This window comes from Paenisporosarcina sp. TG20 (assembly GCF_000286315.1).
Lineage (GTDB): Bacteria > Bacillota > Bacilli > Bacillales_A > Planococcaceae > Paenisporosarcina.
The window spans coordinates 1-8,377 of the sequence record NZ_ALJG01000191.1; the positions used below are offsets into that span (position 1 = coordinate 1).

General features: G+C 36.6%; 10 protein-coding genes and 1 pseudogene. 4 read left to right on the top strand and 7 right to left on the bottom strand.

The genetic code is table 11. The annotated features are described in order from the left end of the window. Positions 1–441 precede the first annotated feature (441 nt). From B371_RS0103300 to B371_RS0103310, 4 genes are all read right to left on the bottom strand, one after another. Positions 442–1,578 carry a Xaa-Pro peptidase family protein gene (locus B371_RS0103300; protein ID WP_019412891.1) on the bottom strand — a complete coding sequence of 379 codons (1,137 nt, stop codon included), beginning with the start codon at positions 1,576–1,578 and terminating at the stop codon, positions 442–444. Between the two features lie 26 nt (positions 1,579–1,604). Then, on the bottom strand, positions 1,605–2,552 hold the full coding sequence (locus B371_RS24385; protein WP_019412892.1) for a sodium:solute symporter family protein: 948 nt from the start codon (positions 2,550–2,552) through the stop codon (positions 1,605–1,607). A 21-nt stretch (positions 2,553–2,573) separates the two neighbouring features. Beyond that, positions 2,574–3,128 carry a hypothetical protein gene (locus B371_RS24390; RefSeq protein ID WP_019412893.1) on the bottom strand — a complete coding sequence of 185 codons (555 nt, stop codon included), beginning with the start codon at positions 3,126–3,128 and terminating at the stop codon, positions 2,574–2,576. 246 nt (positions 3,129–3,374) lie between these two features. Then, positions 3,375–4,382 carry a D-cysteine desulfhydrase gene (locus B371_RS0103310; protein ID WP_019412894.1) on the bottom strand — a complete coding sequence of 336 codons (1,008 nt, stop codon included), beginning with the start codon at positions 4,380–4,382 and terminating at the stop codon, positions 3,375–3,377. Positions 4,383–4,669: 287 nt separating this feature from the next. Here B371_RS0103310 and B371_RS0103320 point away from each other — a divergent pair, with 287 nt between their 5' ends. Further along, complete coding sequence (locus B371_RS0103320; protein ID WP_019412895.1) at positions 4,670–5,008, top strand: hypothetical protein; 339 nt, start codon at positions 4,670–4,672, stop codon at positions 5,006–5,008. Between the two features lie 120 nt (positions 5,009–5,128). On the opposite strand, the gene B371_RS23930 is transcribed toward B371_RS0103320, so the two are convergent. Together B371_RS23930 and B371_RS23935 are read right to left on the bottom strand one after the other, a co-directional pair. Continuing rightward, positions 5,129–5,278: a hypothetical protein gene (locus B371_RS23930; protein WP_019412896.1), complete on the bottom strand. Its 150-nt coding sequence runs from the start codon at positions 5,276–5,278 to the stop codon at positions 5,129–5,131. Positions 5,279–5,434: 156 nt separating this feature from the next. Beyond that, entirely contained in the window at positions 5,435–5,632 is a 198-nt protein-coding gene (locus B371_RS23935; protein WP_019412897.1) for a hypothetical protein, read from the bottom strand. A gap of 156 nt (positions 5,633–5,788) precedes the next feature. Here B371_RS23935 and B371_RS0103335 point away from each other — a divergent pair, with 156 nt between their 5' ends. Continuing rightward, the gene (locus B371_RS0103335; RefSeq protein WP_019412898.1) at positions 5,789–6,880 is read left to right on the top strand and encodes an acyl-CoA desaturase; all 1,092 of its coding nucleotides are present in this window, start codon (positions 5,789–5,791) and stop codon (positions 6,878–6,880) included. Positions 6,881–7,000: 120 nt separating this feature from the next. Here B371_RS0103335 and B371_RS23940 read toward each other — a convergent pair. Further along, positions 7,001–7,188, bottom strand: a pseudogene (locus tag B371_RS23940) (glutamate synthase); the annotation flags it as partial. A 512-nt stretch (positions 7,189–7,700) separates the two neighbouring features. Here B371_RS23940 and B371_RS0103345 point away from each other — a divergent pair. Further along, a complete protein-coding gene (locus tag B371_RS0103345) occupies positions 7,701–7,919 on the top strand; it encodes a hypothetical protein (RefSeq protein ID WP_019412899.1) in 219 nt (72 codons plus the stop codon). Between the two features lie 102 nt (positions 7,920–8,021). Then, complete coding sequence (locus tag B371_RS24255; RefSeq protein WP_019412900.1) at positions 8,022–8,156, top strand: hypothetical protein; 135 nt, start codon at positions 8,022–8,024, stop codon at positions 8,154–8,156. Positions 8,157–8,377: the final 221 nt, after the last annotated feature.

An 8,377-nucleotide genomic window follows, 5' to 3' on the forward strand; every position in this document is an offset into this window, starting at 1 on the left:
GCTCAAAATACCAGAATTTCAGTCTCTTCATGATGCAAACCACTGAATTTTTCTATTATTTATAGTACCATTGACCTTCTGCACTCCCTTCTTTTTACATTGTATTTTCTTTTATGATCAATTCGAAAACATTTACTTGATGGAAGCGGAAGGCGGCGACTCCTACGGGATTAGCGGGACAGGTGAGACCCCGCAGTGGAGCGAAAGCTACCGAGGAGGCTCTCCGCCCGCCCCGTGGAAAGCGTCCGCCTGGAGCGTAAATGAGCGGTATTATACTAGAACCTACTCCTTAAAATGCCGGGATTACTGAATTCATGGCTCACTTTATATACATCTTTTTTTGTAAAAAATAAGCAGCCAAAGATAAAATTTTGGCTGCTCCTTATTATTTCTTTAAGTTAGTTTCTATATATTCCCTACCATACCCTACCGTACTCCACATTAATTAAAAATTAAATCCTCTAAGCCACTTGGATATTCCGTGATTAAGTTTGACCCTTTATTTGTCAAAACAACTGTATCCGAATGACGGAATCCTCCTACACCTGGAATATAAATGGCTGGCTCCACACAGAACACCATTCCTTCTTGTAAGATTAAATCGTTATCGTATCGTAGAGAAGGCTCTTCGTGTAAACCAATTCCAATCCCATGACCAGTCCTGTGAATACTATATTCCTCAACACCAGCTTTTTTAAATACTTGACGAGCCGCTTCGTTCACTTCTCTTGCCGTAATTCCTACCTTAATAATTTCTAATGCTACGGATTGTGCTTCATAGGATATTTTAAAGGCTTCTATCTGCTTAACTGTTGGTTGTCCAACAAAAAAAGTACGTTCACATTCTGCTCGATAGCCATTTAAGCCTACTTGACGACTATGAATGCATATATCATTCTCTTCAAATTTTCTTGTATTCGAAAATACATGTGGCATAATACTTCGCTCTAAACCAGATGGTGACATGGCAAAAAAGTCGACCGTTGAGTTTGGATGGTTCTTTGCAATCTCAAAAAACAACGCTTGGTTCCCATATTGATCCATTTCCATCTCTGTTACACCGGGCTTGGCCCGCTTAAGTGATTCTTTTAAAGCCAAGCTGACTAATCTACCTGATTCCGTAATTAATTCTATTTCTTCTTGATCTTTAATGTATCTCATCTCAACAATTTTTTTATCAAGATCGACCAATTCAAACCCAGCAGCGTTTAATAGATTTCCAATCTTAACAGGTAGTGATGAGAATTCCACACCTACTCGTGTATTTGAAGGATAAGTAGAGATTAATGACTGCAAATGTTCGAGATGTGAACCACCATTACCATCTTGCATCAATGTTTCATGATAGACAAAAAGTTGATCTGCATTCGTCATTTCTTTCGCGTGACTTTCCTCTAGCGAAGGAATAATTAAACTCATTTGCTCCGCATCGATTGCCAACACAATTGGTCTTGAATACGTAATAGCCTTTAATCCACTGAAATAGTATTGATTTTCGAAATTCATAATAATTGTTAAATCAACTTGTTTTTCTTGCATAATATCTCTTAATCTATCTACTCGTTTTTTTGTATTCATAAATTTCTCCTCCTAGTATTAAGGATTTACTGTTTTTTTGAAGTTAATAATGTCACGACTATGAGAACAACAATTGCTACTGGTATTGATATAAGTGAGCTATGAATTCCACTAGATTCTTTTAAGAATAATTCCCATACCATAGTGACGATTACTCCTGAAGCCATAGATGACAGACCTGCTGAATTAGTAACCCTGTTCCAAAGAAACACCCCTAGTAACGCTGGTGTGATACCTGCTCCATACACTGTATATGAATACATTTGAATGGACAAAACCGTTGGAAAAAACATAGTTAAGGAGAATGCAATTACACCTAGTATTGGGATTAATATTCGCGTAAAGACCAACTTCTGTTTATCAGTTGAGAATGGTCGTATATATTTACCGTAGATGTCATATGTCACATTAGTCGCTGCCGATAACAAATAGGAATTCCCCGTAGTCACAATGAAAGCTGTAACAGCTGCAATTAATAATCCTCCAATGACTGTTGGTATAACTAGTGTTGTCGCAATTAACGCCATCCCTGGTTCGATGTCTGGATATATTGATCTTCCCAAAACAGCTAAAAATGCAACTGCTGGAGTAGCAATCAACATCCCGATTATCCAACCAATCGTACCTTGTATCATAGACTTTTCACTCTTTGAAGCCGAAATACGTTGGTACATATTTTGATCACCTAATAGCAAAAACAGTAGTGGAATATAAAAGCCCAATAATTGAATGGGTGTAAGACTGCCCAATAAATCAAAATGTTGAGTAGGGACATTCGCTACAACTTGATCAATGCCTCCCGCTTTTAATAGAACGAAAGGAATTGCAACAATCAAACCAATTAAAATTAAAAAAGCACTGACAGCATCTGTTGGTGCTACGGCCATTAACCCACCGATAGTTGCCAGGAAAATAATGATAACCGCTCCAATAATGGTACCTGTTTCAATCGATATCCCTGTTGACACATGCATAAGAAAAGCGTAAAGCGCCTTCTAGCCCGACGCCGGCGCTGGAAGAACCGAATCGAAAGCCTGCTTTCGCATGAGGACCTGAAGCTTAGGTGCGGGCTGGTGCTTGGAGCTAGACATAACAACTCTAAGTTTAAAAGTATAACTCGAAAAAACATATACTTTCTTATACCAAGATAAAACATATGCGAGAATGATAATTAATGCAGATAGAGCTCTTGCCCCTGCACCATACTTCATTTCTAGTATTTCTGACACTGTATACTTTCCATAATTTCGTATCTTTGAAGAAATTAAATAAATGACTCCGATACCTATAACACTCGGAATTACATACCATAATGCTGGCCAGAAACCATATGAATAAGCTAAGGAGTTCGGTCCTCCTGTTACCGTTCCACTTCCAACCCAAGTAGCTAATAAAGTACCCATTAATACAATAGGCCCTAAGGATTTTCCTGCAAGAATAAAATCGTCACTTGTCGATACTTTTTTCGAATAAAAAATACCAAGTACAATCATAAGAATCCCATAGCCAATGACAAACCATAGCAATGAAGAATTATAAACTAATTCCATTACGTAGCACCTCTCCTTGGTCAATTTTGCTTACAGATAAAACAGGACTACTACTAAATAGAAGAACCTCCTTATTATTTATCTTCTTCTTTTATCCTATGTTTTATCTAACTAGCACTATGACCTTGAGACAACTCGCAAGCGTAAAATAGTTCTTAGCGCACAGAAAACGCCCCTACAAAAAGTAGAGAGCGCTACATTCAAGCAGTCTATGCACTACTTTTCATCTTCTAAAATTAACTTAATCTACTTCTCCATCTCGTAAAAAATCGGTGAATAGGCATATATAGCGGGTGTACCACCAGAATGGATAAATAAAATATTATCACTCTCCTTAAAGAAATCTCTATGAATCAGATCAATGAGTCCAGCCATCGCTTTCCCTGTATATACAGGGTCTAGTAATATAGCCTCCGTTCTTGCAACCAGCTTCACCGCTTCTACCATCTCTTTCGTTGGCAAAGCATAACCTGGTCCAACATATTCAGCAAAACAAGTTATCGCATCACGTGGTATAGTTTTATCTAAACCAATATGATTTACTGCTTCTATTGTTAGTCGATACACTGTCTCCTCTTGCAGTGCCTTCCCCCGGCTAATATTAATTCCAATGACTTTTGTTTTATAATCCATTCCATGGAAACCAGCTATAAGGCCTGCGTGCATGCCCCCACTCCCGCTTGTACACACAACATAGTCGAACTGCACATCTAGTGCTGTCGCTTGTTCGACAATTTCTTCAGCACATGAGGCGTACCCCAGTATCCCAGTCACATTTGAACCACCAATTGGTATTATATAGGAGTTCTGGCCGTCCTTTTTAAGTTCAATTGCAGCCTTTTCCATTTCTTCATATACATCCGTTCCATTTGGGACAATCTTAATAGATTCTGTTCCCAACAGCTGATAGAGAAGGAAATTACCATTTGTTTGAGTATCAAATTGCGCTTCCTTATTTTCCTCTAATATCAGAATACATTTTAAGTTTTCCTTCACACACGCAGCCAAAGTTAAGCGACAATGATTAGATTGAATCCCTCCAGCCGTAATAATGGTGTCGGCGCCTTTTGCTTGTGCATCAGCTATAAGAAACTCTAACTTTCTCGTTTTATTCCCACCCTCTGTTAGACCAAGTAAATCATCTCGCTTAATGAACACATTCGGCCCTTTAAGTGAATTAGAAAAACGCGTTGCTCTTTCAATTGGTGTAGGAAAATCCGTGTAACGGTTTCGTGGAAATTGAGTTAAATTCAATAAAATGCCCCCTTAGTAATCTATAGTATTATCTTAATCTATTTCGCTTTTATATGTAAGAAATTTCTGTTAATTCACAGTCTGGATAAGTTCGTTTTGGGTAATAAAGAAGTATTAGTTTAATTTAAAAATTAAGCGTCCGAAGATGCAATTTCGGACGCATTTACTTTCTTTATTTACAAATGAAATAAAACCCATTACATAGTCAAAAAGTCACTACCTCTATTAGCCAATCTATTAGTATAATAAATCAAATTCATTATTATATTAAGGAGATTATCAGAGCCATGCATACATCCCTCCCCTGCCCAAACTGCAGTCACTCCATCACAGAAAGGAATTTTGAAGAATATAAAAACCCCTTCACTATGAAGTGTCTGCACTGCAATGCAAAGTTTAAAGAAACTAAGGTAACACCATTACTCCTAGTACTCGCTGTTGCCATAACTCCTATTTTTATCTACATAGGCGTCACGCTACAAAACTTGTTTGCAGATGTCTGGCCATTTATTGATAAAGTACCTACTGCTCTCGTGTTCTTAACATTTGCTTATCCAATATATGCAATCTATGAAAAATTCAATGCACGTATACTCGTATCAAAAGGCGTTTTGCAACTTAAATAACCGGAATTAGTCCTGCAGTTGCAGGTGTTAAAGAAAATGTTAATTTGAAGAACATCGGTAACATAGATACAATAGCAAGCTCTGCACCAAAATTTGCAAAATACGTACTATTTAAAGCTCCTACATTTTAAACATATAACGATCATCTTCAGGAACTCCTTTTTTCAAAATAGGAATATTGACTTGTAGTATTTTAGTAACTTGATAGATGAAAACTACTCCAATGACAGCCCATATAATCTGTAATGTTATTTCTGAAATAAAGCCCATACCTTCAATTCTTCATGCACAGATGGCTAGCTCTCCGACTAGTGGAATTGTCCATAAAATTAATTGAACCATATCTCCCCAGCTACTAACTTCCATTGCACCCGTACGTTTTGGTTTTAATAATGTTTTTCCATCGGGTGTATCTTTTACAGCGAATTAATAAATAAATCCATAGATTAGGCAAAATACTCTAGTTAAAGCCAAAGCAAATCTCCAACCATTATCTCCACCAAACAACGTTAAACCAACACACGGTAAAGGCATTGCTGCAGCTGCTGAACCAAAGTTCCCCCAACCACCATAAATCCCTTCTGCAAAACCTACATCCTTAGGTGGATACCATTCAGCTACCATTCGAATCCCAATGACAAAACTTGCACCAATACTACCAAGAACACGGTTAATACCAGGTAATAATTTGCATTGACATGAAAGCGTATAAATTGATAGGATACAGTTGTTGTCTTAAAGATCAAACCTAAAAATTCTATTATAGAACGGAGAAATATAATGAGTGATTTCCAAAAATCAGGATGGTATTCATCACGTGTAAAAAAACAACTCCCAAAAGAAGCCTTTAACCCAGTTCCTACTCTTCTTTGGGGTGGACTTGCTTATCTAAGTGTTGTTATAGCCAGTTTTTTAGCAATCGGTCTTTTTGATTTACATTTAGTCGTTAATATTCTTTTATCATTCATCATTGGTGCAAGTTTTGCCGCACTAGGATTTTTAGGACATGAAATCCTACATGGAACAGTTGTTAGAAAACCTTGGTTATCTGAACTACTTGGAGCTATAGCTTTTTGGCCACTAAGCACAGGACCTAAGCTATGGAAAAAATGGCATAACCTTACTCACCATATTCATACTCAAGATGACGATAAGGACCCTGATGCTTGGCCAACTTTAGAAAAAATTTCAAAAATGAAATATGTTCGTTCGATTTACAGCTTACCATTGCCGGTCCGTGCCTTTTTTAGTTTTGCATCATTAACAATTCAGTTTTCTGCTCATTCTGCAAAAATGTTTTTTGAATATGTAAAGAATCTAAATCCTAAAAAGCAATCTGAAGCTTGGTTGCAAATATTACTGCCTTGGGCTACGTGGTTTGCTTTATTGTTTGTGATGGGATTTGAAAAGTGGTTCTTTGCTTTTTTACTACCACTTTTGATTGCAAATTTTATTGTTATGGCATATATCTCAACAAATCATCGCCTAAACCCACTTGTTCCCGTTAATGATCCATTGGCAAATAGTTTAACTGTTACAGTACCTAAATGGGTAGATGTGTTACATTTTAACTTTTCTCATCATACAGAGCACCACTTGTTCCCTGCGATGAGTTCTAAGTACTATCCACTAGTAAAAGAACAGTTAAAGATTATGTGGCCCGATAGATATCACGAAATGAAAATGAGTGAAGCATTACTTGCTCTTTGGAAGACCCCAAGACTTTATTTCGAGAATAATCAATTAGTTGATCCACGATTAAATAAAGTATATGGTTCATTGGGAAATGGATTAAATCCAAAAGACATTAAGTCAGAGGATATTCAAATTGAGATGGAACAGGATCAGAACAATTGGGAGAGTAAAAGTTAAAAAAACTTCAAGAAAATAAGAAAAATAAGAAAAAAGCGGATAAAAGGGGGATTGATTTCCCCCTTTTATCCGCTTAATTTTTAAATAGCAACTAAAAATAACGTTCTTAACCTAAGGTAACTATGTAGCACCCATTAAGAATTTGTCACACTCTCTTGCAGCTTCTCGTCCTTCGTTAATTGCCCAGACGATTAACCTTTGCCTTTTCTCATATCTCTAGCAGCAAAAACACCTTCAACGTTAGTTTGGTATTTTCCATAATCAGCTTTTGCATTTGAACGTTCATCTGTTTCAATATTAAGCTTTTGAAAATAGTTTATTCAGGACCAGTAAAAAGCCATAATAGCATAAAAAACCCAACAAAAACAACCGAATAATAATTCGGTCGTTCGTTTTCAATACTTATTATCGTACATACTCTAAAGCTATACCGTGTAAAATCGTTAGTTATTCCTTCTCATCTTCCTCTTCACAAGAATCGACCTTCACTGCGACAATTTCAGACTCTGCAATATTCTTCACAAACACTTCTTACACTCCATCCCCATACCCCGACATTGCAACTGCTCCGCCGGGCACAATCCCACCTTGTTTGTCAGATGCCGATAGATCGCAACAAGCAACATAATAGGCGACCCTTCCTCATCCAAATCAATATTGTATGTATCCTTATCCAATTTCTATACATTACTATTACTTGGAAAAATTCTTTAATTCCATATAACACAATTAAGGAACCGTAGTGAGTTAAATGAAAATTCTGTACATTTATCGATAATAGTGTTAAGATATTGGAATAATCTGAGAGGAGTTGGTGAGGTTGAGCAAACAAACAAAGCACGGCCTTGAAAATAAAATTGATGATGAGAAAGTTCGGATAGCTAGATACAGAAATGAAATAGAATTGCTATCCAATGATAAAAATCTCCTTCCAGACAAACGTGATAGCTTAGTTAAGGCAAAAGAGGAACAAATTATACGTCCCGAATTAAGAATTTCAGAATATGAATTAGAATGGGCTGAATTAGACACTCTCTAATACTAAACATTATTAAACAGAATTTTCCCAATACCCAAAAATATTTATATATGCTAAAATTTGGTTTAGTAACAAAAATATATTTTACGAGGAGGAAATCAGATGAAAAGATCAGAAAAAATCTTTATGAGTGTTTTGCTAAGTGTAGTTCTAGCCACTACAACTGCTGCTAGTGTTAGCGCTGAGAAAATAAGTGTTAGCAATGGTGAACTATTATCTCAAAGAGACGGAGAATAAGCTAGGGATGGGGAGTAATTCCTTGTTTACGTGGCAGCATCTGAACAATCAATAAAATAAGTACTTAAAATTAATACAAAGTAAGATGTGAATCTCACTGGAAAGTTTTTTTCCTCAATTGCAATATTAAATGCAACAGAAGTGAAAAACCAAGTAAACCGCTAATTTGATGCTAATAAGAATAAGACTAAGCAACGTTACTAGAGTAGCTGACTCGCAAC